Below are 24874 nucleotides of genomic sequence, written 5' to 3'. Positions count from 1 at the left end.
CGTGTACTGCACTGTCGCCCAGGCCCGCGCCGCTGGCTGCACCGGTACCGACGGCGAGGTGATCGGCTGGATCAGCCGCGCCCAGGCCGTTGTCGACGCCTACACGCAGCAGGCGTTCGAGCCCACCGACCTGACCGTCGCCGGGACGGTCAGCCCGACCGGGCTGATCCTCCTGCCGCGCCGCGTGCGCACGGTCAGCGCGGTGCGTCTCGGCACGGGCCCGGGCGACAGCGACCACACCATCCCGGCCACCGCGTACCGGGTCACCAGCAGCTCGGTCCTCGGGCAGGTCGACGCGGTGCAGCTCGCGCAGTACGGCTACGACGACCTGGTGGCCGGCGCGGAGTCGTACTCGGGCGGCTGGGCGAACCTGTGGTGCCGCTGGGGTAGCTCGGCGCTGGTCGACGGCAGCTTCGGCTACGACACGCCGCCGCCCGGCGTGGACCTGGCGACGGCGATGGTCGCCGCGTGGTCGCAGCTGGTGGCGACGGGCCAGGGTACGGCGGGTGGCGGGGTCGCGCCGGGCGGGATCCAGGTCGACGACGAGGGCAACAACGTCGTCATCGAACCCGCCACCAGCGATGACACGGGTGACGGGCCGTCAACGCCCCGCGCGACCACCGGCGTTCCGCAGGCGGACGTCCTCCTCTCCCTCTACCGCAACGACTACACGCTGATCGGCGGCGCGTGATGGGCGGCCTGTCGTACAACGTCGACAGCGGGGCGTTCCAAGGCGCGCTGCGGGACGCCCTCGACCGGCTGCGTGGTGAGTCCCAGCGGGTGATGGACCGGGTCGCGAACGACATGGTCAACACCGCCAAGGCCCTGGCGCCGGTGGACACCGGCCGCCTGCGCGCCAGCATCCGCGCGATCCCCGCAGGCGGCGGCCGGTTCACCTACACGGTGGCGGTCGGGACGAACGTGGAGTACGCGGCGGACGTGGAGTACGGCACCGCGCCGCACGTGATCCTGCCCAACAAGAAGAAGGCCCTGTTCTGGCCGGGTGCCGCGCACCCCGTTGCGAAGGTCAACCACCCCGGCACCGCCCCGCACCCGTTCATGCGCCCGGCGATCCTGCGCGCCGAGGAGCTGTTGCGCGCCCACGCCAAGGGGGTCCGCTGATGGCCGCCACCACCGCCGGGGCGTTCCGCACCTGGCTCGGCCCGCAGGTCGCCCCCGTCCCCGTCGTCCGCGACGGCGCCAGCCCGGGCCAGACCCTCCCGTACATCGTCGTCCAGGAGGGCACCAACTACATCAACCACCCCACCGCGAACGGCGACTACGGCGACCCCGACCGCGAACTGGTCATCCAGGAGATGGTCCAGGTCGACGTCGTCCAGCAAGCCCGCACCCAGGACGCCGGCGGCGCGCCGAACGCCGAGGACTACAACCTCGTGCCGCTCGTGATCCGCCTCTGCTCCGGGCCGTTCCAGGCCGGGCCCGCCGGGTCCCACGTCTCCGGCGTGCAGTTCGTCTCCGCCCGCCGCGAACCCATCGTCGACAACGTCGTCCGCACCCCGATCACCGTCCTCGTCACCCGCACCCTGGAGCGCCCGTGAGCACCCCCACCGAACCCGACCCGGGCCCCGGCCCGGAAACCACCCCCGACGGGCACACCTGGCTGGACCAGGAGTACTGCGCCGACCAGCGCATGTGGGCCCCGCCCACCCCACAGGACATGCCCCCGGAGTGGCCCGCGTGGCGGCTGCCCGACTGGTACGCGGGCCGCACCGGCATGGTGCAGATCCCCGGGCAGCCTGGCCAGCCGGGCGTCTACCAGTACGTGTGGGGTGGCTGGCTGCCGTGGCAGTCCCTCGCGGACCGGTTCGACCACGCGGGGCAGTGGCCGGACGCGGTGCAGTCCACGGTCGGGGCGATGCAGGCCGAGCTGTGGCCGCCCACTGCGGCGGCGGGGGACGTGCCGCTGATCGCCCTGTCCGCCCCGGACGACCTGGCGGCGCCGCCGCTCTCGGACCCGATCTCCGGCCCTGACCCGACCGCTCCCGAAGGGAACTGACCGTGCCTCTCTCCCACGTCTCGAAGCTGTTCAGCATCGTCGACTGCAAGATCACGCCGCTGCTCACCGACCCGGCCGGCGGCACCGCGACGTACGCCGCGCAGTCCATCGACGTGCCCGGCATCCGGGTCCTCACCGTCGCCGGGTCGGTCCAGGCGAAGACGCTGCGCGGCGACAACAAGCTGCTGGACTCGAACAGCTACGTCGACGGGGTGACCGCGTCGGCGGAGCACGCCAAGCTCTCCCTGGACGTGCTGGCCGCGATCCTGGGCGGCACCGTCATGGACTCCGGCACCACCCCCGCGCAGAAGTCGACGCTCGGCATCACCGGGGCGAACGCCGTGCTGCCCTACTTCAAGATCGAGGGCGTCACCCCGCCCGGCGGCAGCGACGCCCTCGGCGGTGACGTGCACCTGGTGCTCTACAAGTGCCAGCTCAGCAAGTTCCCCGACCTCGGCTTCCAGGGCGACGACTACAGGATCCCCAAGTTCGAGGTGAACTGCGTCCCCCTCGCGTCCACCGACAAGTGGTTCGACTACGTGTTCAACGAGACCGCCGTCCCGATCCCGTAACGCGCCCCCGCCAACCCGCCCGGGGCCGCTACCAGTTCGGCCCCGGGCCCACCCCCCGGAGACACCCTGTGACCCTCACCGCCGCGCAGGCCCTCGGCACCGGCCCCACCATCACCCTCACCGACGGCACCGCCCCGCCGCTGCGCTACACCTTCCGCAGCCTTGCCCTGCTGGAGCAGCGCTTCGGGTCCGTCCTCGCGATCCAGGCCATCATGGAAACCGCCGCCACCGGCCTTGCCTTCGGCCCGCTGCTCGACATGCTCGGCGCCGGGCTCGTCGGCCGCGACGGCGGATTCACCCCGCACGTGAGGCACCGCCAAGACGTCACGGGCAAGCGGGTGGTGGAGGAGATCCTCTACCGCCGCTCCCACGACGGCACCGACCTCGGCGAGCTGCTCGACCTTGTGCGCCTGAGCGAGTACGCCGACGCGATGAACCACGCCTTCAACCTGGCGTTCGGTACCGGCAGCCAGGGAAACGACCCGGGCCCGGCCCCGACGACCGAGACGGCTTCGCCTGGGCCCAGCTGATCTACACCGCCACCGTCCCGCTGCGCCGCACCATCGCCGAGTTCTGGGACCTGACCCCAGCGCAGCTCTACGCCCTCGTCGACCAGCACAACCTCGCCACCGGCCCCGGCCCCGGGCAGGGCGACGACTTCGGGCCCGACGAGCCCGGCCTCTACTCCACCCCCGACGGGCTCGCCCGCCTGTCCCAACTCCCGTACGGAGGATGACCCATGGCCGGCCCGGCGATCGACCTACCCGCGCTGGTCACCAGCCTGAGCATCGACATGTCCGGGCTCGCGGGGTCGCAGGCCGACGCCGCCCGGCAGGGGTCCGTCCTCGGGGAACGCCTGGGCGACGCGATGCGCGAGCGGATCCGCGCCGCGACCGGGCACCTCCCGCCGATCGAGATCGACGCCGACACCAGCCAAGCCGACCGCGACCTCGCCGAGCTGCGCGGCAAGCTCGACGCGCTGGCGGACAAGCGGATCGGCGTCGACATCTCGGCGGAGAAGGCGATCCGCGAACTGGACGACCTGCAGGTCCACCTGGAGCGCGTCGCCCTCACCCACCCCGACGTCGAGGTCACCGCGAACATCGGCCGCGCCCTGGCCGACCTGCAGGCCATCACCGCCGCCGCGCACGCCATCCCCGACGCCGAGATCGACGTCGACGTCGACACCCACAACGGCGAGGCGGACATTGAGCGCCTCGGTCGCGGCTTCACCGCGCTGGCGGGCAACGCCCGCGGCGCGGCCGGCGCGCTGGCCGGGTTCGCGTCCACCGCAGCTCAGGTTGCGGGGATCGTCGGGGCGCTGGGCCCGATCGTCGCTGGCACGGCGCAGGCGATCGCGGGGATCGCGCCGGCTGCGGCAGTCGCTGCCCCGGCGCTGCTGTCCCTGGTGTCTGCGGGAGCCGCGGCGAAGGTCGGCCTCGGCGGGATCGGGGACACGTTGAAGGCCGCGTTCGCGCCGGCCACCGGCGGCGGGGCGGCGGCCGCGACGGCGAACACCAACGCGTACGCGGACGCGCAGCGCAACCTGGCCTCGACGATCCAGCAGACTGCGGACGCCAACAGCCGGGCGCTGCGCAACGTGGGCGATGCGGAGCGGAATCTCGCGGACGCGCAGAAGGCCGCGCTCGCGGCGCAGCAGGACCTGAACGACGCCCGCAAGGAAGCGGCGCAGGATCTGCAGGACCAGAACAACCGGCTCGCCGACGCCATGCTGTCCCAGCGCGACGCGACGCTGCGAGTGCAGGACGCCCAGCTCGCCCTGCAGTCGACGATCAACAACGACCAATCCACGACCCGCCAGCGGGCGCAGGCGCAGCTGACGTACGACCAGGCCCGGCAGCGCCTGGTCGAGCAGGACCTGCAGGTGCAACGGCTGCAGGCCAGCACCGCGGAGGCGAACGCCGCCGGGGTCGACGGCGCACAGAAGGTCGTGGCTGCGCAGGACCGGCTGGCGCTCGCGCAGCGGAACACCGGCGACGAGGCCCGCAACCTCGCCGACGCGCAGCAGGACGTGGTGCGCACCGCGCAGCAGGGCGCGGAGGCGATCCGCCGGGCGACGGAGGCACTGCAGCAGGCCGGGGCCACGGCGGGCGGCGCGGCCGGCGGGGTCGACAAGCTCGGGCAGGCGATGGCCCGGCTCGCCCCGGCTGCGCAGGCGTTCGTTCGCGAGATCATCGCCCTGCAGCCTGCCTGGGACGCGCTGCGCCTTGACGTCCAGCAGCGGCTGTTCGACGGGCTGGCCGCGTCAATTCGCGACAACGCGAACACCGTGCTGCCCGCTCTGCGGCAGGGTCTGGACGGATCCGCCGAAGCACTCAACGCCATGGCGTTGAACCTGGTGTCGGCCGCCGGGCAGCTGTCGTCCAGCGGGACGCTGGGCCAGGCGCTGGACGGCGCGAACACGGGGCTGCAGAACCTGGCGACGGTCCCGGCGAACGTGCTGCAGGCGTTCGCGACGCTGGCCGCTGGGGCGGGGCCGCTGTTCGACCGGTTGACGGCCGGCGCGGGCGGGGCCCTCGACCAGATCAACTCCCGGCTGTCGACCGGCCTGCAGTCCGGTGGGCTGACGGCGGCGATCGACGGGGCCGCCGCGCAGTTCGGTGTACTGCTGCAGGTGATCGGCAATGTCGGCAGCGCGCTGGCTGCGGTGTTCGGCCCGGCGCAACAGCAGGGGGCGACGTTCCTCGACACGCTGGAGAAGTTGAGCGGGGCGCTGGCGGCGGCGTTCAGCACCCCCGAGGTGCAGGCCGGGCTGACCGCTCTGTTCCAGACGGTCGCGGCGATAGCCTCCACCGCGATGCCGCTGCTGAACGCCGCGCTGCAGGTGATGGGCCCGGTGCTGGCCGCCCTCGGCCCGCCGCTGCAGGTCCTGGTGTCCGCGTTCGGGCAGGCGCTGCAGCCGATCATCACGGCTCTGGGGCCGCTGCTGCTGACGGTCGCTCAGGCCATCGGGCAGCTGGTGCGCGCACTCGCCCCGCTGTTCCCCGTGGTGGGTCAGCTGGTGGCGATGCTGGGCGCGGTCCTCCAGCCGATCATCGCCGCGCTCGGCAAGATCTTCGCCCAGCTCGCGCCGATCATCGCGCAGGTCGGGCAGATCATCGCCGCGGTGCTGCAGCCGATCCTGGCGGCGCTGCCGGTCGTGCTGCAGCCGATCCTGGACCTGATCACCACGTTGACGGGCGCGCTGCTCCCGGTACTCGGCGTGCTGCTGGCGGCCCTGGGCCCGGTTCTCGGCCAGCTCGCGCAGGCGTTCGCGCAGTGCATGGTCGCGCTGGCGCCGATGCTGCAGGCCCTCGCGGTGCTGATCGGCGACGTGCTGAAGGTACTGCTGCCGCTGCTGACGCCGATCATCCAGCTCATCGGGCAGCTGGCGCAGGCATTCGCCGGGGTCCTCGCGAACGCCGTGACGAACGTCGTGGTGCCCGCGTTCCGGATGATCTCGCAGCTCCTGTCGGGCGACTTCTCCGGCGCCGCGCGGTCCTTCAAGGAGCTGATCGTCGGGCTCGCGAAGACGGTCATCGACATCTTCTTGGAGCTCCCGCTCAAGGTCGGACAGATCTTCGACAACTTCTTCGGGCAGATGATGCAGATCGGGGAGAAGATCATCAAAAGCCTGATCCAGGGCATCAAGAACCAGCTCGGCGCCCTCGCCGACACCCTCAAGGGCGTCACCAGCTGGATCGCCGACCACAAGGGGCCGCCCGAGAAGGACGCCCGCCTGCTCACCCCCGCCGGCGAACTCATCATGGACGGCCTCATGGTCGGCATCGACAACCGGCGCGCAGCCCTCGGCGCCCAACTCGGCTCCGTCACCCGGCAGCTCAGCGCCGGACTCGCCGGCGCGGTGGCCAGCCCGAGCCTGTCGCTGGCCGGGTCACCCAGCGCGCTGACGGGCGCCTACGCGGGCATGGCCCGGCCGGTCCACCAGACCAACACGATCAACCTGTACGGCAGCCAGGCGACCGCCACCGCAGTGTCCAGCGAACTGTCCTGGAAGGCGAAGGTGGGATCCCGATGAGCGCGATCGGACGGATCGTCTGGAACGGCCTGACGATGGGCCCAGGCACCCAGTACGCCGTCGCGGACCTCCCCGACCTCGACGACATGCCCGAGATCCGCAGCGCCGACGTCGACCGCGGGCAGGCCCACGGCACGTGGACCGGGGAGGACTACACCAGCGCCCGAGTCATCACACTGTCGGTGCTGCTGCGCGGCACGGACCCGGACGACCTCGGGCGGCTGGTGACGGCGCTGCGGGCCGCGGTACAGCCGTGCGCCGAGCCGCAGCAGCTGCAGTTCCTGGACCGCGGGGTGATGGTCATCGCCAAGCCCCGCAAGCGCAGCATCCCCTACGACGCCACCACCCTGCTGCCGTCCACCACCGCGCACCTGATGTTCTACGCTGCGGACCCGCTCGTCTACTCCTTGGACCAGCACTCCCTGTCCACCACCGCGTACGCGCCGGCGTCCGGCCGCTCTTACCCGCGCACCTACCCGTGGGTGTACGGCACCGGCAGTACCGCGGGCACCCTGCAGTGCGTCAACTCCGGCGGCTCTCCGACCTTCCCGGTGCTGCGGATCGACGGACCCGCGGTGAACCCGGTGATCCAGCTGACCGAGACCAGCGCGGTGCTCGCTCTCACCACGACGCTCGGCCCCGGCGAGTACGTGATCATCGACACCGCCAGCCGCGCCGTCCTGCACATGGGCACCACCCCCCGACGCGACTGGATTTCCGGCATCCCCGCCTGGCCTGTCATGCAGCCAGGCCGCAACACCTTCGTATACCGCGCCAGCCCGTACGGCGACGGCTCCATCCCCACCTACCTCACCGTCACCTGGCGCGACGCCACCCTGTAGAGAGGACCCACCGATGGCCATCATCTCCCCGCCGGCCTGGCAGCAGGGCGGCTCGTACGGGGCGCGCACGGACCGGCTGTCCGTGATCTCCGGGCTGCTGTCGTACCCGGGGGCGTCGGGTGACGAGGCGACGCCGCTGCGGGTGCGCTCCGGCGTGAAACCCAGCTACCAGAACCAGCAGCTCCGGGTCGCGGCGCAGGGCACCCCGAATATGTCGGTACAGGTGTCCGCGGGTTTCTGCTACGTGGAGAACAAGGACTTGGCAGGGTACGGGGCATACACCGTCGTCAACGACGGCCCGGTGAACCTGCCGATCGCCGCGTCGTCCGGCAGCCAGTACCGCAAGGACACGGTGGTCGTGCAGGTGCTGGACGCCGAGACTCTCGGCACCGTCAACTCCGGCTCCCTGCTGGTGGTGCAGGGCCCGTACGCTGCGAGTGCCGGCGCCACGACCCGCGGCACGATCCCCCCGAACTCCGTAGTCCTCGCGGACGTCGCGGTCGACGCGGGCGTAACCAGCATCACCGCCGCGAAGATCAGCGACGGACGGCAGTTCCAGGTCGCATCGGGCGGGATCATCCCCGTCACCTCCACCACTCTCCCGGATCACCCGGCGCCGGGCCAGACGTACTACCTCACCGACACCGACACGTTCGTCTACGGCACCCTGGCGGGGACCTACACCAACCTGCTGCAGTCCGCGGGCGCATCCGCGATCGGGCAGTGGCAGTCGAAGTACAAAGCCGGCGACACCCCCCGGGCGTCGACCACCACGGTGTCGGCGGACCCCGACCTCGCCGGCATCCCCGTGGTGTCCGGCGGCGTCTACCGGCTCCAGGCCGTCCTCTTCTACAGCGCCCACCAGGACGGCGACCTGCGCATCCAGTGGACCGCCCCGGGCACGAGTACCCTGCGCTGGCACGGCCACGTCCTCGCGACCGGCAGCACCGGTACCAGCGGCCCCGCGATCTACGACGCCCAGCAGATCGCTACCGTCTACCAGCCCGGCGGCGCCGACGCCACCAACACACCGATCCTGACCGCGTTGGTCAACGGCACCCTCGTGGCCGGCGCCGCCGGCACCGTCGGCCTCACCTGGGCGCAGGCCGCCAGCCACGCCACCGCCACGATCATGCGCCAGGGCAGCACCGTCTCCCTGCAGCGGCTGGCCTGATGACGCAGCACCAGTACACCTACCTGTTCTGCGACCTGCGCACCGACCGAATCCTCGCCGAACTCCCCCTCCAGGATGTGGAGTACTCCACCGAACTCAACGGCATCGGCACCTGCACCGCCACACTGCCGCTCAACTCAACCACCGCGCCGCTCCTGCCGATGGACGCGACCATACCCACCCGCACCGTCCTGTACATCGACCGCGACGGGGTGATCGTCTGGGCCGGGATCGTCTGGACCCGCAGGCCGCTGGAGCGCGGCGGCCAGATCTACGGCGCCCAGCTCCAAGCCGCAGAGTTGCCGTCGTACTGGCAGCACCGGCACGTCAACGTCCTCTTGTCCACGGACCCTACGGTGCTCACCGCCAACGGCGCGAACACCGCGTACGTCCCGGCCGGGCAGCGCATGTACGCCGACCAGGCGTGGATCGTGTGGTCGCTGCTGCAGTACGCGGCCGCGGACATCTCCGGCGCCGGGTCGATCGGAGTCGACACCAACCTGCTGACCGCCCCGACGGGGATCACCCGCACCCGTACGTACGACCCGGCGGAGCGGCCGGTGATCTACGACCTGATCGCCCAGCTTGCCGAAGTAGACAACGGGTTCGACTGGGGGATCGAGACCGGGTGGAACGGGGACGGGAGCAGGTACCGGCGCTGGCAGGTGTACTACCCGCGCCGCGGCCGCCCCGCCAGCTTGACGGGGTTCACGTTCCAGCATGGCCCGGGCGGCAACATCCTGGCCCCGGACTGGCCGGAGGACGGCACCCTGCTGGCGACACGGGCGATTGCTCTTGGCTCCGGGCAGGGCATCGGCGTGGTCGTGGGGCAGGCGGAGGCGACGGACATGCTCGCCGCGGGGTGGCCGCTGCTGGAGACGGTGGCCAAGTACTCGGGGGTGAGCGAGTACAACACCATCCAGAGCCACGCCGCCGCCGACCTGGCCGCGCACTCGAACGCCACCACCGCGCCTACCTTCAGCGTCCTCGCGGACGCGGACCCGGTCCTCGGCTCGTACACCGTCGGGGACTCCGCGCGGTTCATCGTCGACCCGAACCCCTACTACCCCAACGGCCTGGACGACGAGCTGCGGATCGTCACCATCAAGGTCACGGTCACCAGCGGCGGCCCGGAGACCGTCGCTCTCACCTGCGTGGAGGCATGATGGCCCAGTACCTGCGGACCCAGTCGCTGGAGGCCCGGGTGGCCGAGCTGGAGCGGCAGCTGGAGGTGCTGGCGCGCACCAACACGATCGGCAGCACGACGCTGACGAACGGCAACCTCGTGCTTCGCCAGGGTGGCAGCATCTTGGTGATGTCCGTGCAGGACCCGAACCGGGTGGTGTGCCGGATCGGGGACCTCCACAACCCCGACATCAACGGGGTCCCGCAGATGGGCATGCAGCTGTTCCGGGACACCCCGGCGAACGAGCTGACCATGGCGCTGTGGCAGCCGGACGCCTACACCGGCTCCGGGTTCCCGACGCAGTTCTGGGCGGTGTACGACGGCAGCGGGCGCTACGTGTTCACCACGGACGCCATCTCGAAGAAGGGCGTGGCGATGCCGTGGCGGCCGGTCGCGTTCAACGCCACGGCTTTCGCGTCCGCCCCGTACGCGCAGGACACCGGCTGGACTGAGATCTCCAGCACCTACGTCCCGCTGGACGCCCCGAAGCTCTACCTGAACATGGCGTTCGTCGGCGACCAGATCGGCGGCGTGAACACCGGCGGCAACTACCGCGTGCTGGTCAGCGGCACCCAGGTCACCGCCGGGACGGTGCCCGCCACGTTCAACTGGGTGAACGCCTCACTGGACGTCGACATGACCCCGTACTACGCGCCGGGGACCGCGGCGCAGGTGTCGATCCAGGTGCAGCGGACGTCGGGTGCGACGACGGGCGGCCGGGGTGGTGGCGCGGGGGCGATCATCGGCTCGGTGTCGGGCTCGTTCCAGCGCGGGTCGTAGCCGGGGTTAGCCCGGTAGCCCGAACTGGCGTGCTGGCTAGCGTGATTGCGCTACCGGACCTCAACAGCGGGCCCGGAGAACCGCCGCTGGAGGCACCTGTGCAGCTCGTCCCGCGCTCCGACTGGGGCGCACCCGCCACCACCCCCGCCGCCCTGATGCCGACGGCCAAGGGCGTCAAGGTCCACTGGATCGGCGGCCGGTACACCACCGGCGCCCAGCACGGCGACCAGTGCGCGGCCGAGGTCCGCGCGATCCGCCAGGAGCACCTGAGCAACCCGGACCAGCGCTGGGTCGACATCGCCTACAACCTGGTGGTCTGCCAGCACGGCGTCGTCTTCGAGGGCCGCGGTGCCGGCCACGAGTCGGGCGCCAACGGCAACCAGCCGCTGAACCTCGCGCACTACGCGGTGTGCGCGATCCAGGGCACCAACGAGTCCGCGTCCGACATGCTGAAGGTCGGCCTGCGCGACGCGATCGAGTACCTCCAGGCCCACGGCGCCGGCCCCGAGATCCTCGGGCACCGGGACGGGTACGCGACGGACTGCCCGGGCCCCGAGCTGTACGCCTGGTTGCACGCGGGAGCCCCCCGCCCGGGCGGCACCGTCCCGGCGCCCGTGCAGCAACCGACCCCCGCGACCCGGGCCCCGGCGGCCCCGGCCTGGCCCGGCCGCCTGCTGCGCGTGCAGCAGCCGATGCTGCACGGCGACGACGTCCGGCAGTGGCAGCAGCGGATGCGGGATCGCGGATGGAGCATCACAGCAGACGGCTGGTTCGGCCCGGCGAGCGCCGAGGTCGCGCGCCGGTTCCAGGCTGAGAAGCACCTCGCCGCGGACGCCGTAGTCGGCCCGGCCACTTGGGCCGCGGCCTGGACTGCCCCGGTCACGTGACCCGCCTGCTGGAGCTGCTGCTCCACCGCATCGCCGCCTGGGCCGTCCGGCCCCCGGTTACCACCGACCCCACGGAGGGGACCATGCCCAAGTTCTTGCTCGACCTGTCCGAGCGCACCGTCGCGACGTACGCGGAGGCCCTGATCGGTCTGCTGCTCGTCGGCGGCGTCACCAGCCTCTCGGCGCTGCAGTCCGCCGCGGTGGCCGCGGTCCCGGCCGGTCTCGCGGTCATCAAGGGCGCCCTGGCGGCGTTCCTCGGCCGGGCGGACACCGCCGCGCTGCTGCCCGCCGCGGCCGACCCGGCGAGCCGCGAGTGACCGCCCCGCCGCCGCCCGACCTGGGCGTCTACATCAGCCCAGCCCAGACGCACGCGGAGGTACGCCGGGTGGCCGACGGCCAGATCCGCATGGAGGCCAAGCTCGACGCGATCCTCGCCGACCAGCGCGAGCACCGGGAGACGATCGCGGACCACGAGCAGCGGATCCGGCGGCTGGAGGCCGGGCGGTGGCCGCTGCCGACGATCGCGGCGCTGGCCGGCATCGGCGGCTTGGTCCTCGCCGCTGTCCCGCTGCTGCAGCACTGACGGCCCGTCAGCACGCAGTATGCTGGTCCAGCAGCACTTCCCAATCGGGAATGACCCGGGACCCGGATACGGGCCTGACGACCCGCACATGCGGGTTCTTCCTCATGGAATCGCAGCGAACCGCCCCGCTCGCCTCTTCGGAGGTGGGCGGGGCGGTGTCGTGCGTCCGGGCTCAGGCGGCAGTCAGCTGGGCGATACGCTCGGTGTAGTCGGCGACCAGGCGCTGGCCGCCGCCCTTGCCGAACGGCTGCATCCGCTTCTGCAGGTCCACCGCCGCCTCCACCGCCCGGCTGCTCTTGACCTTGCTGGTCAGCGAGAGCGTCCGCAGGCCGGCAGCGTGCGCCGCGTCCAGGTCGCCGCGCTGCAGGTAGGTGCTGGCCAGGACCGCCTGCGAGAGCGCGCCACGACGGGCCCGCTTCTGCTGCCGGGCGTGGTCGATGCTGCGGCGGGCGTGCTCCTGCGCGGCCACCGGGTCGCCGATGTCCCGCAGGGTCACCGAATGCTCGCCGTGCAGGTAGGCCGGGTCGATGAACAGCGCCCACTCGGGCTCGGCGTCGTGGTTGATCTGCTCGGCGGCGGTCTCGGACTGCGCCACCGCGCGGGCCGCCGCGACCTTGTCGCCCAGCTTGGCGTGCGCCCGAGCTTCCAGCGCCCACAGGTCCGCAAGGCAGGCCGCAGACCCGCCGCGCAGCCCGTGACGGCCGGCCTGCGCGATCCGCAGACCCTCGTCGGGGGCGCCGAGGAGCGTTGCCTGGTCGGCCATTCCGGCGAGGACGTGTGCTCCGAGGGCCGCGTTCTGGGATTCCTGGGCGAGCCGGAGGGACTGGATGAGGTAGCGCTGCGCGGTGCCGTGCTCGCCGTTGTCGTAGGCCATCCATCCGAGGAGGTAGGTCTGTTCGGCTGCGGCTTCGCACAGGGCCCGGCGGACGTCGTCAGAACTGGCGCGCTGCAGCAGCGGGTAGACGTGGATGTTCATGTAGGAGGCGAGGAGGAGTCGGCCGGAGCCGCCGCCCTGAAAGATGTCGACCTTCTGAAATTCGCTGAACATGTTGCGCACCGCGGTGACGTCCTCGAACCGCACGCGGGGCCCGGGGTCGGGCTGCTGGTCGAGGGTGTCGAGGAGCCAGTCCCGGCTCGGCCCGACGGATGCGACGGCTGCGAACGGTGCGGCGGTCAGAAACAGGCGGCGGTCCACGTCGGCCCTCCCCAAGTCGGAGACGGTTTCCACGGTAGTCGCCCAGTCCCGGGAGTACAGCAGCGAGCGGTCCTCCGCAGGGCTCTCGCCGAGTCCGAGTTCTGCCGATGTGACCCGATACCCGAGGGCTGCTGAGATGACGTCAGCGATGATGCCGGGCACCGGCCGGCGGGGTCGCTGGCCCTCGATCCAACGGCGCACGGCGGACGCGTCGGGGCCGACTTGGGGGTGTCCTGCCTGGTGAGCGGCCCGCTTCACGCGGCGCGCGAGTTCGGCGTTGCTCATGCCGGTGCGCGCGAGCCAGTCGGCCAGCTGCTGGTTCCTGTTCGCCATGGCTCCTGGGTACCCCTCCCTGGCAATCCGCGCAGAAGTACCACCCTCTGCCACCCCTGGAGAGCGGACGCCAGCGGTCCTCGGGGTGTTGCCTGTTGGTGATGGTAGACCGCCGACCGCATCAAGGAGCTGCAGTGCCAGAATCCGCCCAGACCTGGGCATTAACGCCTGCCGCGTTGGCGTCGCGAGCATGGATCGACGCCACCGCCGACGGCCTCGTCGCCTTCCTCCTGCTCGCCCCGTCCTCGACTGCCATCGGGCTGGAGGACATGGCGGGACTTGCGGCCGCCATCGGCCTGGCCGGCCCTCAGGAGTCGATGCCGGCTGTCGGCGAGCGCGTCACCGTGGCCGGCGCCCGGGCCGTCCTGCAGGTACCGGAGATCGGTCGGGCCTTCAGGATCGTTGCGACCGAGGAGTGGCGCCTGCTCGTGCGCCGCGGCGGAACGATCGTGATACTCCTCAGCGCCGACCCGCTGCCCGAAGGCGCCGCCAAGGCCGACGTCGACACCCATCTGCGTGCCGGCACGGCAGCGGGTCGGCTCTGGCTGGGCAAGGCGCTGAGGAGCGGGGGTACTGGCACCTGGGTTGCCTGCGGGGAGTGCTCTCGCTGCGTGTCCGGCACCGGCCGGAACCGCGACCCAGAGGCCGCCGACTGCTACGCGGAGTGGCTCGACGCCTCGGTGGCCGCAGCCGCCCTAGAAGCTCGGCGGTCGGCGTGAGCGGCCAGCAGGCCGCCCTAGCGGCCTTCGAGTGTGCCTCCACCGCCGCCATCCTGCTGGGCCGCGAGGTCCCGCTGAGGACGCTCACGTGCGGGTGCTACCGAGTCTGGGTCGACCTGGCCGGTGTAGACCGGGTCGTTGAGGGCGAGGTCGTACAGCACCTCTTGTCGGCCGCCCCCCAACTCGCCGGCCGCGCCTCGTCCAGCGGCAAGCACCGGGACCTGCACGCAGACTTCCACGAGCCGTCCTGCACCGGGAAGTCGGCATGAGCGCCCGCCCGACGGCGCCCGCCGCCTACCGGGTCGAGACGCTGCGGATGGCCGACGGCATGCCCGTCCTGGGCATCCGCCGCCCCGACGACACCTGGCACCAGTCGATGGGGCAGCCCGCCTCGTACTACAACCTCCCCAATGCGGAGCGGTCCGCCGCCGAGCTCAACCGAATCCACGGGCTGGCGGGGACGGCTCAGCCGTAGAGGAACCGCCACGACTCCACCCCCAGCGCCCGCGCAAGGGCCGACAGGTCGTCAACCGTCGGCGGCGTCACCGCCCGCTCCCACGACCCGACGGCCTGCCGGTCCCGCCCGATCGCCTCAGCGAGCCGCTCCTGCGACAGGCCCCGCTGGTGGCGGAGGTACCGGATCCGTTCACCGACCAGGCGGCGGTCGCGGAGCTGATGTTCGTCGGGTTGCACCCCTTGACGCTGTCGATCATGTAGCCGATTGTCTGTATACCAAACCCGCCACTAGTTCGATCACACGTTCGACACAAGGACCGCCCCGTGCCCGAGACCGCCCTGACCGCCGCACACCGCCTCGTCAGCGCACTGCGCGAGGAGTTCACCCTCCACGGCATCAGCGCCCCCGGCCTCCAGGTCGACATGGCCGCCGTGCTGTCCGGCGTGCCCGGCGTGCAGCTCGGCGGGGTGGACGGGGATGCGGCGCAGCACCTCCTTGACGCGCTGCGCCACTCCGCGCCCCCGGCGCCTACGACTCCGTGCCCTGCTGCATAGCCGCCCAGCGCATGCCCAGGCCGAACTGAGTGGTCACCCCCAGCGCGACCTTGAGGCGCGCTACCTCGGCGTCCACCAGCTGCCGGCTCACGCCGAGGCGGGCCGCGATCGCCCCGTGAGTGTCCCCATCGGCCAGCCCCGCCAGGATCAGGCGACCGCGGTCCGAGATGACCGCCTGCGGCCGCGGGCCGCCCCACGGCTCGGCCCGGGCCCAGACGCGGTCCACCTGCTGGGCCACCCACCCGGCCACCCCGGGGTCGTGAACCACGTACGCGATCGCCTCCTCCGACGAGTCGATCAGGTCGTCGCCGGGGATGACCGCGATCAGGCGGTCGATGACGATCAGGCGGCTGAACGGTTCGTTCAGCGTCCGGAACTGGGACCCCCGCCCGGTCATCTCCTCCACCCACGCGTCCATGCCGTCGCCGCCGCGCGCGGCCTCCTCGTAGAGCACCCGCATGGCGACGCCGCGGGCGAGCGTCTCGGTGTCGCGCGCCGCGCTGATCGCCCGCGCCTTCTGGCTGCGGGGCCCGCCCGGCTGGCAGCTGATGATCTCGCTGGTGGCCGAGTCGAGCAGCGTCACGAGCCTGGCGTTGATCGCGCCGGTGCCGCGCAGGTACTCGATGCCGCCGCCGGCCGCCCGTGGGTGGCTGAGAAACGCCTGCTGCAGGCCGCCGAACTGCTCGCCGACCTCGGCCGCGAGGCGTAGCCGCTCAGTGGCCTGGTCGATGGCGGAGCTGGCCTGCCGGTACAGGTCGGCGGTGGAGCGGGCGACGACGGAGGAGGGGTCGACCACGGAGTATCCGGTGTGTCGGTCCTCGCGGATGAGGCCGAGGTTGAGCAACTCGCCTAGCGTGCCGCCGTCTTGGGGCAGGTCAGGGGGCGTATTGTCGAGCATCCGGGTGTACAGCTCGATGGCCTCGGTGGTGACGAGCTGGGGGGCCGCCAGATCAGGGGTCATAGGGAAAACCCTATCTGGCATTTCCCTACTGTGCAGAGGTTGTGTTCAAGTCAGGCGTGCGGAATCGTTTCACCACGGACCACCTCAGCAACTCCAGCCCCCACAGGCCCCGCTGACGTCCGACAACCCCTCACCGGCCCCCTCAGCCAACCCCCGCAGGAGCACCCCCTTGAAGACCCGCGCCGCCCTCTTCCTCGCCTCCGCCATCGCCATCGTCACCGCGCTGCTCGCCGCCCCCGCGAACGCCGACAGCACCACCCCGAACCCCGCCAGCAGCCCGACCTCGACGCCGGACCCCATCTACACCACCAACGACACGTTCTGGGGCAACTAGAGGCCCTCCACCCTGCGGCGCCGCTCCACCCCGGGCGGCGCCGCCGCCGCTCCACCCCTGCACCGCAGCGCCACCCAGCACGGCGCACCACCCTCAGCACCGCAAGGAGACCGGCATGGCCGCAGCAGCAGCAGCAATCCTGGCGTTCCCGGCCCCAGCCCCCACGGCTGAACTCCCCCGCCCCGTCCGCTACATCGGCGCTGCCGCCGCCCGCACCGACCTCGCCCGCGCAGACCTGGCCCGCGCGCGAACCATGCCCTCCAACGCCCCAGCCGCCGAGCTCGTCCAGGTGGTTGAAGCCCTACGCGGCAGCCTGCACGACATGCTCCAGATGACCATGGCACCCCAGGAGGAGTGGGCGGTGCTCGACCGCGCCGAGAGCGTCGACCTGGCCGCCCTTCGGCCGGCGTCGCTGGCCCAGCTCGTGTCCGACCTGAGCATGGACCTCAGCAACAGGATTTCCTAACCCCTGGCCGAACACTACGGATCGGATATTACTGGCCGTCCTCGTTGATCGTGTTGTTGACCGCGACGACCTGGCCGCTGGTGGCGTCGATCACCGGGGAGCCGGAGGTGCCGCCGATGATGTCGCAGCCGGAGGTGTAGCGGACCGAGTCCTTGAAGGTCCAGCCGCCCTCCTTGAGCCGGTAGGCGAAGCCGTCGACGCTGCAGGAGTAGGTCTTCTTCCAGTAGCCGGAGACCACCTTGATCGCGCTGCCGGCCACCGGGTGGGCGGTGGACACGGTCAGCGGGGATATCCCGTAGCGGCTCTTGATCGTCGCGTAGCTGGTGCTCAGCCGGTAGAGGGTGACGTCGGTGTCGGTCATCGTCGAGTAGAGGACCCGGTTGGCGCGGACCGTGCCGAGGCTGCCGCCGGTGGAGCTGAGCAGGGTGAAGCTGCGGGTGGACGCCTGGTTGGTGACGACCTGTCCGGCGGCGGGCATGCCGCTCTCCAGGCAGTGGCCGTTGGTGAGGATCAGTCCGGGGTCGCTGTCCACCGAGGTGGGCATCCGCACCAGCGATCCGGAGCAGTTGCTGAGCGCGACCGTGCCCGCGAAGGTCACGGTGGCGGCGGAGGCGGGGGCGGCGGTGGCCAGGGCGGTGGCCCCGGCGAGGGTCAGCGCGCAGAGCGCGCCGGTGAGCGGCTTCTTCATGAGGGTGCCTCTCGGGGGGTGTGGGGGTACCACGGGGGTCCTACGGGGGTTCCCCTAAGTTGGCGCGCCCATGACATTGTGTCAAGAGCCCCACCGTCCCCGACGCACCGTCAACCCGCCCGCCCCGCCGGGCCGCCGGCCGCCCCCGCGGTCAGACCGCCAGCGGCCGGATCGCGGTCGGGGCGTCCTCCGGGCCGGTGGCCAGCTCCTCCCACTCCACGACCTTGTCGATGTCCGCGGCGGCCATCGAGATGTTGGTGACCCGCTCCAGGATCGCCTCGACCACCACCGGGACCCGGAACTCGGCGGCCAGCTTCTTGGCCTGCTCGAACGCGGGCAGCAGCTCCTCGGGGCGGGTGACCCGGATCGCCTTGCAGCCCAGGCCCTCGACGACCCGGACGTGGTCGACGCCGTAGACGCCCAGCTCGGGGGCGTTGACGTTCTCGAACTCCAGCTTCACCTGGAAGTCGATGTCGAAGTTGCGCTGCGCCTGCCGGATCAGCCCGAGGTAGGAGTTGTTGACCAGCACGTGGACGTAGGGGATCCGGTGCTGCGCGCCGACCGCCAACTCCTCGATCATGAACTGGAAGTCGTAGTCGCCGGAGAGCGCGACCACCTGCCCCTGGGGGTCGGCGGTGGCCACCCCGAGGGCGGCCGGGATCGTCCAGCCGAGCGGGCCGGCCTGGCCGCAGTTGATCCAGTGCCGGGGCCGGTGGACGTGCAGCAGCTGGGCGCCGGCGATCTGCGAGAGGCCGATGGTGGTGACGTACCGGGTCTCCGGGCCGAAGGCGCGGTTCATCTCCTCGTAGACCCGCTGGGGCTTGAGCGGCACCTCGTCGAAGTGGGTCTTGCGCTGGAGCGCGGCCCGCCGCTCCTGGGTGCTCGCAGCCCACTCCCGGCGGTCCTTCAGCCGTCCGGCGGCGGCGAGTTCGCGGGCCACCTCCAGCAGCAGCACCAGCGCGGCCCCCGCGTCGGAGGCGATGCCCAGGTCGGGGGCGAAGATCCGGCCGATCTGGGTGGGCTCCACGTCGATGTGGACGAACTTCCGGCCCGCGGTGTAGACGTCCAGGCCGCCGGTGTGGCGGTTGGCCCAGCGGTTGCCGATGCCGAGGACGAAGTCGGAGGCGAGGAAGTTCTCGTTGCCGTAGCGGTGCGAGGTCTGCAGGCCGACCATGCCCGCGTTGAGCCCGTGGTCGTCCGGGACGACGCCCCAGCCCATCAGCGTCGGGACGACCGGGACGCCGGTCAACTCGGCGAACTCCAGCAGCAGTTCGGCGGCGTCCGCGTTGATGACGCCGCCGCCGGCCACGATCAGCGGCCGCTCGGACTCCTGGAGCAGCGCGATCGCCTTCTCGATCTGGATCCGGTTGGCGGCGGGCCTGTGGACCGGCAGCGGCTGGTACGCCTCGGGGTCGAACTCGATCTCGGTGAGCTGCACGTCGATCGGCAGGTCGATCAGCACCGGGCCGGGCCGGCCGGAGCGCATCAGGTGGAACGCCTGCTGGAACACGCCGGGGACCTGCGCGGCCTCCAGCACGGTGGTGGCGGCCTTGGTGACCGGCCTGGCGATCGAGGCGATGTCGACGGCCTGGAAGTCCTCCTTGTGCAGCCGGGCGACCGGGGCCTGGCCGGTGACGCACAGGATCGGGATCGAGTCGGCGATCGCCGAGTACAGGCCGGTGATCATGTCGGTGCCGGCCGGCCCCGAGGTGCCGACGCAGACGCCGATGTTGCCCGCCCTCGCCCGGGTGTAGCCCTCGGCCATGTGCGAGGCGCCCTCGACGTGCCGGGCCAGGGTGTGCCGGATCCCGCCGGACGCCTTGAGCGCGGCGTAGAAGGGGTTGATCGCGGCGCCGGGCACGCCGAACGCCACCTCGACGCCTTCGAGCTTGAGGATCTCCACGGCCGCGCGGGCGGCTGTCATGCGGGGCATCGGCTACTCCTGCCGTCGACACTACTTCCGCGATGCGGAAGAATAGTTTTGTAATGCGAAAGCAAGCTAAGGCGGCCGCGCCGGGGCCGTCAAGGTGCTTTTCAACAGAACGTTGCAGAGTCGCGCCCCCGGGCCGATCTCCCCGCCCCGACCGGTGTCCGTTTTTCACCAGGAGCTGTCGGCCCGGCACCTCGCCCGGCTGGCCCGGGCACCCGTACGGTCGATCCGACGACGGAAAACGCCAAGCGGCTGAACCCACCAGAGGAGACACGTCCACGATGAGCACCATCACCCTGTACGGCGCCACCGGCACCATCGGCTCCCGCGTGCTGGACGAGGCGCTGCGCCGCGGCCACACCGTGACCGCCGTGGTCCGCGACCCCGCCAAGCTCCCCGTCGCGCACCCGGCGCTGACCGTCGTGACCGGCGACGTGCTGGACCCGGCCTCGGTGGCCGACCGCGCCAAGGGCGCGGACGTGGTGGTCAGCGCGGTCGGCGGCGGCGACGGGCCGGGCCACCAGGCGCTGATCGCGCCGTCCTTCGAGTCACTGGTGGCGGGCCTGCGCACGCTGGGCGCCGACGCGCCGCGGCTGCTCACCGTCGGCGGCGCGGGCTCGCTGCGCACCCCCGACGGCAAGCAGGTCTGGGACACCCCGGGCCTGCCGGAGTTCCTGCTGCAGATCATGCACGCGCACGGCGACGCGCTGGACTACCTGCGCACCGTCACCGACCTGCGCTGGACCAACCTCTCCCCGGCGGGCACCATCGCCCCCGGCGAGCGCACCGGCACCTACCGCGAGGGCCTGGAGGACCTGCTGATCGGCGCGGACGGCGAGAGCCGGATCTCCACCGAGGACTACGCGGTGGCGCTGCTGGACGAGGTCGAGGAGCCGAAGCACCTCGGCGAGCGCTTCACCGTCGCGTACTGAGACGTCCGCCGCGCGCCGAGACGCCCGTCCGGACCCGTCGAAGGGCCCCGAACCGCGCGGTTCGGGGCCCTTCGCGCGCTCCCCGGCTCAGTCGGGGATGACCAGGGCGGGGGTGTCCCGGGTGAGCACCTCGCCGCGGAAGAACGCCGGGCTGCGGCGCGTCATCACGGCCATCACCACCAGGCCGAGGGCCAGCAGGCCGGCCCCGACCACGAACACCGAGCCGACGCCGAACACCGAACTGCCGCTGCCGTAGGCGGGGTCGGCCATGTCGACCAGCGACTTGCCGAAGATCGCGGCCAGGGTGAGCCCGCCGATCAGCGGGAACACGCACTTGAGCAGCGCGTCGCGGACCGAGGCGCGGAAGTCGTGCCGGAAGTACCAGGCGCAGGCGAACGCGGTCAGCGAGTAGTAGAAGCAGATCATCAGGGTCAGCGCGGCGATGGTGTCGGCCAGCACGTGCGAGCTGACCAGGGTCATCACGGTGTAGAACGCGCCGGTGCCGACGCCCGCGGTGACGATCGCCCGCCCCGGGGTCTTGTAGCGCTCGTTGACGGCGGTGAAGGAGGCGGGCAGCGCCTCGTACACGCTCATCGCCAGCACGGTGCGGCTGACCGGGATGAAGGTGGTCTGCAGGCTCGCCGAGGCGGAGGCCAGCACCGCGACGAACAGCAGCACGCCCAGGCCGGTGCCCATCACCGGGCCGGCCAGCACGGCCAGCACGTTGGAGGAGGTCTCCGGGTTGCCCAGGCCGGTGCCGGTGGTGCCGACGCCCGCGTACATCTGCACCGCGACGGCGGTGAACAGGTAGGAGCCGACCAGCACCGCCATCGCCAGCATCGCGGCCCGACCCGGGGTCTTCTCGCTGCCGCCGGTCTCCTCGTTGGCGCTCAGGCAGGCGTCCCAGCCCCAGTACATGAACAGCGAGAGCGACAGGCCCGCCACGAACGAGGTGAAGGAGCTGGCCCGGAACGGGTCGAGCCAGCTCCAGGAGAAGTGCAGCGAACCGGCCGCGCCGTGGCCGGCGGACTTGGCGATCGCCATCACGCCGAACAGGCCCAGCACGGCCAACTGCAGCCCGACCAGGGCGTACTGGACGCCCTTGGTGGCGGTCATGCCGCGGTAGCTGATCAGGGTGGCGACCGCGATCAGCGCCAGGCAGGTGACCACGTGGACCAGCCTGTCGCCGTTCAGCGCCGCGACCGAGTCGCTGCGGGTGATCTCGCCGAGCAGCAGGTACAGGTACTCGGTGGCGACGCCCGCCAGGTTGGAGAGCACGATGATCGTCGCGATCACCAGGCCCCAGCCGCACATCCAGCCGACCTTGGGGCCGAACGCCTTGACCGTCCAGGTGAACGAGGTGCCGCTGTCCGGGATCGCCTTGTTCAGTTCCCGGTAGGCGAAGGCCACCAGCATCATCGGCAGGAAGCCGGCCAGGAACAGGGCCGGCATCCGCAGGCCGACGGCGGCCACCGTGGTGCCCAGGGTGGTGGTCAGGCAGTACACCGGGGCGACGGTGGACACGCCGATCACCGCGTTGCCGAGCAGGCCCACCGAGTTGCTGTTGAGACCCTTGGAGCGGACGCCCCCCGAGGCTTGGACGCCGGGGGCTTCGTCGACGCCCGGGCGGTTGTGGAGCTGAACCATTCCGGAACCGTAACCCCCACTGTTTCCGCAGCGAGCCGAGGCCGAAGCCGGTCGATCACCTTCACTTCATCTGGGTGATAGGGTCAGTTTCCGTTGATTGCATGATCTATTAGCGTCAATGGCCTTCGTTTCAAGCCGTCGGACTGCCGCTCGGCCGGGGACGAAAACCGCAGCTCGCCCTGTTCCCATCTTTTCGGGCATCAGTATGAGAAACGCCACATACCCGTGCGAAGCGGAACCGTTCGTTCGGACACCCCTGGTGTCCCCCGCCCGCGGGCCCCTATCGTTCCCCCGTCATTTCAGGGATCAGGGGAGGGAACCGGGATGACCGGCACGCTGACGTCCGACACCGAGGTCCGCACCGTCCGGGCCGGCCGCCCGGGCCCGGGCCCGGTCCGCTGCTCCGTCGGCGACCTGCTGCTCGCCGACCTGCCGGTCTCCGTGGTGCTCTTCCACGACGGCCCGCTCGACCCCGACGCCCTCGCCGCCGGACTCGCCCGCGCCCTCGGCCACCTGCCCGAGTTCGCCGGCCGGCTGCGCACCGACCCGGCCGGGGACCTCTGGATCGACACCGACGACGCCGGCGTCCCCTTCACCGTCGCCGACGCCCCCTACACCCTCACCGAGGCGCTCGACCGGATGGTGCTGCCCGCCGGCGGCCTGGTCGACCACGTCCGCGCCACCGAGGCCCGCCGCGAACCGCTGCCGCTGCTCACCGTCCGGCTCAACCGGCTCGCCGACGGCACCTGCGCGCTCGGCCTCTCCTGGCACCACGCCGTCGGCGACATGCAGACCTTCGCCCTGCTGCTGCGCACCTGGTCCGCCTGCACCGAGGGCACCGACCTGCCCGAGGTCCACCGCGCCGCCGACCGGGACGGACAGCTCGACGCCCACCTCCCCGCCGAGGACTGCGGCACCCCCGGCCTGCGGCTGCCCGACCCCGGCGAACGCGCCGCCCTGCGCCGCACCGTCGCCGGGGCCGCCCTCGCCAACCGCACCGTCCAGGTCTGGTTCTCCCCCGCCGAGACCGAACGGCTGCGCGCCGCGCACAGCGCCGCGGCCGGCCGCCGGCTGTCCGCCAACGACGCGCTCTGCGCCCACCTGCTGCACGTGCTGCGCGAGGTCGACGGCGCGGGCGACGAGGAACAGACCCTCACCGTGCCGGTCAACCTCCGCCGCGTCCTCGGGCTGCCCGACGGCACCCTGGGCAACCTGCTCGGCGAGATCCGGCTGCCCTACCGGCCCGGCACCGGGCCCGCCGGGTACGCCGCCGAACTGCGCACCGCCGTCGAGGAGTTCACCGAGAAGCACCTCGGCGTCCGGAGCAACCTGCGCTTCCTCGAAACCGTCGGCCGCGACCGTGCCGCCGAGTGCGTCCCGGCCGGTTTCGACCCGGCCCGCCGCACCCTCACCATCTCCAGCTGGTGCCGACTGGGCCTGCAGGACCTCCCGCTCGCCGGACGCCGCCCGATCGCCTTCAGCCCCGCCGCCACCCTCCAACTCCCCTGGACCTCCTGGCTGGTGGAGGGACCCCGCGGCGAGGGCCACCTCTACACCCTGGTCCTCCCCACCCGCGCCGCCGCCAGGCTCCGCGGCGCGGCCGCCCTGCTCCACCCGCACCGCCACCCCGGCGACCCCGCCCCGGCCGTCGCCCCGCGCAAGCTGCTCTGAGCCCGGCCGCCCGCGCCCCGCACCCGCGTCGCCCCGCGCCCGGCCCCCCGCGCGCCGCGTCAGCCGTCCGTCCGCCGTGCGTAGCCGTGGAGGAAGGCGTCGACCCCGGAGGTGACCGACTCCAGCACCTCGGCGGCGCTCGGCGCGGGGGCGTTGTAGGGGCGGATGGTGATCTCCGCGCTGACCAGGGCGATGAAGTGGCGGGCGGCGCGGGCCGGGTCGTCCAGCCGTAGCGCTCCGGCTTCGGCCAGCGCCCGCAACCGGCGCCCCAGCTCCCGCTGGACCCGGGAGGGGCCGGCCTGCTGCCAGGCGTCGATGACGGCCGCGGGGAAGTGCTGGGCTTCGGCCTTGATCTGCCTGATCATCGCGAAGTGCTCGGGGAACCTGGTCCGGTGGGACACGAACGCCTCGCCCAGGGCGATCAGGTCGGCCCTCGGGTCCACGCCCCCGACCTGCCGCTCGGCCGTCTCCACGAAGGCTTCGGCGACCTGGCCGGCCGAGATCCGGACCACCTCGGAGAACAGGTGCTCCTTGCTCTCGAAGTGGTTGTAGATGGTGCGGGTGGAGACGCACGCCTCGGCGGCGATCGCCTCGATGCTGGTGCGCGAGTACCCCTCGCGCCCGAACACGGCCCGGGCGCCCTCGACGATGGCCAGGCGCTTGCCCGCCCGCCCGCCGGTCCGCGCGGGTTTCCGGTTGCCGGTGACGTCCGTGGCGCTCAGGGGGTCCTCCAGTGCTCGCTGCGTTCCGTTGCTCAATTTACCATGCACGTTGTACTTTACTTATCTGACCGACCGTCAATCACACCGAGCGTCAATCACACCGGCCGGCGGCCGCACCGGCCCACCCGGCGCGGACCGCCCTCGGCTGGACCCCCGACCACCGCGGCACCCGAGCCTCCACAGGA

The 24874-nt window shown here is 71.9% G+C and carries 28 protein-coding genes and 1 pseudogene; 22 read left to right on the top strand and 7 right to left on the bottom strand.

The annotated features are described in order from the left end of the window. Nucleotide 1: 1 nt before the first annotated feature. The 14 genes from ABD345_RS27505 to ABD345_RS27440 all read left to right on the top strand — a co-directional run bounded on the left by ABD345_RS27505 (nucleotide 2) and on the right by ABD345_RS27440 (nucleotide 12080). Nucleotides 2-691 carry a hypothetical protein gene (locus ABD345_RS27505; protein ID WP_344555714.1) on the top strand — a complete coding sequence of 230 codons (690 nt, stop codon included), beginning with the start codon at nucleotides 2-4 and terminating at the stop codon, nucleotides 689-691. Then, nucleotides 691-1122, top strand: a complete 432-nt coding sequence (locus ABD345_RS27500; RefSeq protein WP_344555713.1) for an HK97 gp10 family phage protein — start codon at nucleotides 691-693, stop codon at nucleotides 1120-1122. The genes ABD345_RS27505 and ABD345_RS27500 overlap by 1 nt, the downstream gene beginning before the upstream one ends. Then, nucleotides 1122-1559 carry a hypothetical protein gene (locus tag ABD345_RS27495; RefSeq protein WP_344555712.1) on the top strand — a complete coding sequence of 146 codons (438 nt, stop codon included), beginning with the start codon at nucleotides 1122-1124 and terminating at the stop codon, nucleotides 1557-1559. Before ABD345_RS27500 ends, ABD345_RS27495 begins: the two co-directional genes overlap by 1 nt. Further along, nucleotides 1556-2017, top strand: coding sequence for a hypothetical protein (locus tag ABD345_RS27490; protein WP_344555711.1), 462 nt, complete (start codon nucleotides 1556-1558; stop codon nucleotides 2015-2017). Before ABD345_RS27495 ends, ABD345_RS27490 begins: the two co-directional genes overlap by 4 nt. Nucleotides 2018-2019: 2 nt before the next feature. After that, on the top strand, nucleotides 2020-2589 hold the full coding sequence (locus ABD345_RS27485; RefSeq protein ID WP_344555709.1) for a phage tail protein: 570 nt from the start codon (nucleotides 2020-2022) through the stop codon (nucleotides 2587-2589). Nucleotides 2590-2657: 68 nt separating this feature from the next. Then, nucleotides 2658-3119, top strand: a complete 462-nt coding sequence (locus ABD345_RS27480; protein ID WP_344555707.1) for a hypothetical protein — start codon at nucleotides 2658-2660, stop codon at nucleotides 3117-3119. Between the two features lie 209 nt (nucleotides 3120-3328). After that, nucleotides 3329-6628 carry a hypothetical protein gene (locus ABD345_RS27475; RefSeq protein ID WP_344555705.1) on the top strand — a complete coding sequence of 1100 codons (3300 nt, stop codon included), beginning with the start codon at nucleotides 3329-3331 and terminating at the stop codon, nucleotides 6626-6628. Further along, nucleotides 6625-7470, top strand: a complete 846-nt coding sequence (locus tag ABD345_RS27470) for a phage distal tail protein (protein ID WP_344555704.1) — start codon at nucleotides 6625-6627, stop codon at nucleotides 7468-7470. Before ABD345_RS27475 ends, ABD345_RS27470 begins: the two co-directional genes overlap by 4 nt. A 13-nt stretch (nucleotides 7471-7483) precedes the next feature. After that, complete coding sequence (locus ABD345_RS27465) at nucleotides 7484-8644, top strand: hypothetical protein (protein WP_344555702.1); 1161 nt, start codon at nucleotides 7484-7486, stop codon at nucleotides 8642-8644. Next, on the top strand, nucleotides 8644-9810 hold the full coding sequence (locus ABD345_RS27460; RefSeq protein WP_344555700.1) for a hypothetical protein: 1167 nt from the start codon (nucleotides 8644-8646) through the stop codon (nucleotides 9808-9810). The genes ABD345_RS27465 and ABD345_RS27460 overlap by 1 nt, the downstream gene beginning before the upstream one ends. After that, nucleotides 9810-10610: a hypothetical protein gene (locus tag ABD345_RS27455; protein ID WP_344555698.1), complete on the top strand. Its 801-nt coding sequence runs from the start codon at nucleotides 9810-9812 to the stop codon at nucleotides 10608-10610. Before ABD345_RS27460 ends, ABD345_RS27455 begins: the two co-directional genes overlap by 1 nt. 98 nt (nucleotides 10611-10708) lie before the next feature. Beyond that, the gene (locus ABD345_RS27450; RefSeq protein ID WP_344555696.1) at nucleotides 10709-11497 is read left to right on the top strand and encodes a peptidoglycan recognition protein family protein; all 789 of its coding nucleotides are present in this window, start codon (nucleotides 10709-10711) and stop codon (nucleotides 11495-11497) included. An 83-nt stretch (nucleotides 11498-11580) separates the two neighbouring features. Further along, on the top strand, nucleotides 11581-11814 hold the full coding sequence (locus ABD345_RS27445; RefSeq protein WP_344555694.1) for a hypothetical protein: 234 nt from the start codon (nucleotides 11581-11583) through the stop codon (nucleotides 11812-11814). Beyond that, on the top strand, nucleotides 11811-12080 hold the full coding sequence (locus ABD345_RS27440) for a hypothetical protein (RefSeq protein ID WP_344555692.1): 270 nt from the start codon (nucleotides 11811-11813) through the stop codon (nucleotides 12078-12080). Before ABD345_RS27445 ends, ABD345_RS27440 begins: the two co-directional genes overlap by 4 nt. 172 nt (nucleotides 12081-12252) lie before the next feature. On the opposite strand, the gene ABD345_RS27435 is transcribed toward ABD345_RS27440, so the two are convergent. Beyond that, nucleotides 12253-13608: an NsdA family TPR-like regulatory protein gene (locus tag ABD345_RS27435; RefSeq protein ID WP_344555690.1), complete on the bottom strand. Its 1356-nt coding sequence runs from the start codon at nucleotides 13606-13608 to the stop codon at nucleotides 12253-12255. Between the two features lie 134 nt (nucleotides 13609-13742). On the opposite strand from ABD345_RS27435, the gene ABD345_RS27430 reads away from it, so the two are divergent. The 3 genes from ABD345_RS27430 to ABD345_RS27420 are packed head-to-tail and all read left to right on the top strand — an operon-like array spanning nucleotide 13743 to nucleotide 14802. Further along, complete coding sequence (locus ABD345_RS27430; RefSeq protein WP_344555688.1) at nucleotides 13743-14327, top strand: hypothetical protein; 585 nt, start codon at nucleotides 13743-13745, stop codon at nucleotides 14325-14327. Then, on the top strand, nucleotides 14324-14596 hold the full coding sequence (locus ABD345_RS27425) for a hypothetical protein (RefSeq protein ID WP_344555686.1): 273 nt from the start codon (nucleotides 14324-14326) through the stop codon (nucleotides 14594-14596). The genes ABD345_RS27430 and ABD345_RS27425 overlap by 4 nt, the downstream gene beginning before the upstream one ends. Further along, entirely contained in the window at nucleotides 14593-14802 is a 210-nt protein-coding gene (locus ABD345_RS27420; RefSeq protein WP_344555684.1) for a hypothetical protein, read from the top strand. The genes ABD345_RS27425 and ABD345_RS27420 overlap by 4 nt, the downstream gene beginning before the upstream one ends. Here ABD345_RS27420 and ABD345_RS27415 read toward each other — a convergent pair. After that, complete coding sequence (locus ABD345_RS27415; protein ID WP_344555682.1) at nucleotides 14793-15020, bottom strand: helix-turn-helix domain-containing protein; 228 nt, start codon at nucleotides 15018-15020, stop codon at nucleotides 14793-14795. The genes ABD345_RS27420 and ABD345_RS27415 overlap by 10 nt on opposite strands. A gap of 87 nt (nucleotides 15021-15107) precedes the next feature. Here ABD345_RS27415 and ABD345_RS27410 point away from each other — a divergent pair, with 87 nt between their 5' ends. Then, the gene (locus tag ABD345_RS27410) at nucleotides 15108-15338 is read left to right on the top strand and encodes a hypothetical protein (protein ID WP_344555678.1); all 231 of its coding nucleotides are present in this window, start codon (nucleotides 15108-15110) and stop codon (nucleotides 15336-15338) included. Here the strand turns inward: ABD345_RS27410 and ABD345_RS27405 are convergent. Next, nucleotides 15313-16299 carry a hypothetical protein gene (locus ABD345_RS27405; protein ID WP_344555676.1) on the bottom strand — a complete coding sequence of 329 codons (987 nt, stop codon included), beginning with the start codon at nucleotides 16297-16299 and terminating at the stop codon, nucleotides 15313-15315. The two genes, ABD345_RS27410 and ABD345_RS27405, sit on opposite strands and share 26 nt — an antisense overlap. Nucleotides 16300-16468: 169 nt before the next feature. On the opposite strand from ABD345_RS27405, the gene ABD345_RS27400 reads away from it, so the two are divergent. Together ABD345_RS27400 and ABD345_RS27395 are read left to right on the top strand one after the other, a co-directional pair. After that, complete coding sequence (locus ABD345_RS27400) at nucleotides 16469-16633, top strand: hypothetical protein (protein ID WP_344555674.1); 165 nt, start codon at nucleotides 16469-16471, stop codon at nucleotides 16631-16633. 115 nt (nucleotides 16634-16748) lie between these two features. Next, nucleotides 16749-17099, top strand: a complete 351-nt coding sequence (locus ABD345_RS27395) for a hypothetical protein (RefSeq protein WP_344555672.1) — start codon at nucleotides 16749-16751, stop codon at nucleotides 17097-17099. Between the two features lie 31 nt (nucleotides 17100-17130). Here the strand turns inward: ABD345_RS27395 and ABD345_RS27390 are convergent. Both ABD345_RS27390 and gcl read right to left on the bottom strand, forming a co-directional pair. Beyond that, a pseudogene (locus ABD345_RS27390) lies at nucleotides 17131-17787 on the bottom strand (S1 family peptidase); the annotation flags it as partial. Between the two features lie 151 nt (nucleotides 17788-17938). Next, nucleotides 17939-19720: a glyoxylate carboligase gene (gene gcl / locus ABD345_RS27385; RefSeq protein WP_344555670.1), complete on the bottom strand. Its 1782-nt coding sequence runs from the start codon at nucleotides 19718-19720 to the stop codon at nucleotides 17939-17941. 278 nt (nucleotides 19721-19998) lie between these two features. Between gcl and ABD345_RS27380 the strand changes: the two genes are divergently transcribed. Then, complete coding sequence (locus tag ABD345_RS27380) at nucleotides 19999-20649, top strand: NAD(P)-dependent oxidoreductase (RefSeq protein ID WP_344555668.1); 651 nt, start codon at nucleotides 19999-20001, stop codon at nucleotides 20647-20649. A gap of 87 nt (nucleotides 20650-20736) precedes the next feature. Here the strand turns inward: ABD345_RS27380 and ABD345_RS27375 are convergent, their stop codons facing one another. Further along, nucleotides 20737-22296, bottom strand: coding sequence for an APC family permease (locus tag ABD345_RS27375; RefSeq protein WP_344555667.1), 1560 nt, complete (start codon nucleotides 22294-22296; stop codon nucleotides 20737-20739). Between the two features lie 324 nt (nucleotides 22297-22620). On the opposite strand from ABD345_RS27375, the gene ABD345_RS27370 reads away from it, so the two are divergent. Then, entirely contained in the window at nucleotides 22621-23967 is a 1347-nt protein-coding gene (locus tag ABD345_RS27370) for an acyltransferase (RefSeq protein ID WP_344555665.1), read from the top strand. Between the two features lie 59 nt (nucleotides 23968-24026). Here the strand turns inward: ABD345_RS27370 and ABD345_RS27365 are convergent, their stop codons facing one another. Beyond that, nucleotides 24027-24725, bottom strand: coding sequence for a TetR/AcrR family transcriptional regulator (locus tag ABD345_RS27365; protein WP_344555663.1), 699 nt, complete (start codon nucleotides 24723-24725; stop codon nucleotides 24027-24029). Nucleotides 24726-24874: the final 149 nt, after the last annotated feature.

This window comes from Kitasatospora saccharophila, assembly GCF_039529925.1.
Taxonomy (GTDB): domain Bacteria; phylum Actinomycetota; class Actinomycetes; order Streptomycetales; family Streptomycetaceae; genus Kitasatospora; species Kitasatospora saccharophila.
Note: the sequence above shows the minus strand (reverse complement) of the source record. Positions and strands in the feature narration are given on the sequence as shown.